We start from the raw sequence: 1,582 nt of genomic DNA, 5'->3' as shown, positions 1-1,582 counted from the left end.
ACGCCACTGCCGTGGTCTTCGGCGAGCAGCACCTGAGCTATGACCAGCTGAACCGCCAGGCCAACCGCCTGGCCCACAAGCTTCGCGAACAGGGCGTGGGTCCGGATGTACTGGTGGGCATCGCGGTCGAACGCAGCCTGGAAATGATCGTGGGCCTGCTGGCGATTCTCAAGGCCGGCGGTGCCTATGTGCCGCTGGATCCGGCGTATCCCAAGGATCGCCTGGCCTACATGATCGAAGACAGCGGCATCGGTCTGCTGCTGACCCAGAGCCCTTTACTGGAGCGCTTGTCGATTCCAGGGTCGGTACACAGCCTGTGCCTGGATCGGATGGACGAAGAGTTGTCAGCCTACCCGGACAGCAATCTGGAAAACCTGGCGCAGCCGGAGAATCTGGCCTATGTGATCTATACCTCAGGCTCCACCGGACAACCCAAGGGCACGGCCCTCAGGCACAACAGCTTCGTCAACCTGCTGCACTGGTTCCAACAGCGCTGTGAACTGACAGCCCAGGACAAAGTACTGCTGATCAGCTCCTACAGCTTCGACCTGACCCAGAAAAACCTGCACGGCATTCTCTGTGCGGGCGGACAACTGCATATTCCTGCTGGCACAACCGGCTACGATCCGGACGCTTACCGCCAGCAGATCGCCGAGCATGGCATTACCCTGATCAACTGCGCACCCAGCGCCTTCTACCCGCTGTTGCAAGGTGGCCACTATGCTGGACTGGCCTCACTGCGGCATGTACTGCTGGGAGGCGAGCCCATCAGCCTGGCCGAACTATCGGACTGGCTGAGCGCCCCGCAGAGCGAGACGGTGCGTCTGCACAACACCTATGGTCCGACCGAATGTACCGATGTGGTCGTGGCGCACACACTCGAAAACCTGACCGCGTACGCCGGCCATAGCATGCCGACCGGTCGCCCGTTACCGGGGGTTCAGACCTATATCCTGGATAACGGCGGCTACCCCGTTGCGCCTGGCGTCATCGGCGAATTGCATATCGGCGGTTTCTGTGTTGGCGAAGGGTACTGGCATAAAGCGGGATTGACCGCTGAGCGCTTCATTCCCGACCCCTTCGACGATCAGGGTGGACGGCTGTACCGCACCGGTGACTTGGCCCGTTACCGCGCCGATGGCGTGATCGAATACATGGGCCGGATCGATCACCAGGTAAAGATCCGTGGTTTCCGGATCGAACTGGGCGAGATCGAAGCGCGGCTGCAACAGCATCTGGCGGTGCGCGAAGCCGTGGTGATCGATATTGATGGCTCCAGCGGCAAGCAACTGGCCGGCTATCTGGTACCCAGCGATCCGTCGGTTCTGGCGTCCGAGGAAAGGCAACTTGCTCTGCGCAGTGAACTGAAAGAGCATCTTAAAACCACCTTGCCGGACTACATGGTGCCGGCGCATTTGATCCTGCTGGAACGGATGTCACTGACGCCCAATGGCAAGCTGGACCGCAAGGCGCTGCCCAGGCCGGATATCAGCCTGCTGCAGCAGGAATACGTGGCACCGCAAAGCGAACTGGAGCAGCAACTGGCCGGGATCTGGGCGCAGGTGCTGAAGGTCGAGCGGGT

Annotated in this window: 1 protein-coding gene; it reads left to right on the top strand. The window is 60.9% G+C overall.

The annotated features are described in order from the left end of the window. Positions 1 to 1,582 (top strand): amino acid adenylation domain-containing protein (locus FHR87_RS18850; protein ID WP_183168294.1); only part of this gene is annotated, 1,582 nt, incomplete at both ends.

The organism is Azomonas macrocytogenes (genome assembly GCF_014191985.1).
Lineage (GTDB): Bacteria > Pseudomonadota > Gammaproteobacteria > Pseudomonadales > Pseudomonadaceae > Azomonas > Azomonas macrocytogenes.
The sequence above is the reverse complement of the archived record's forward strand: the minus strand, read 5'-3'. Positions and strand labels throughout refer to the sequence as shown.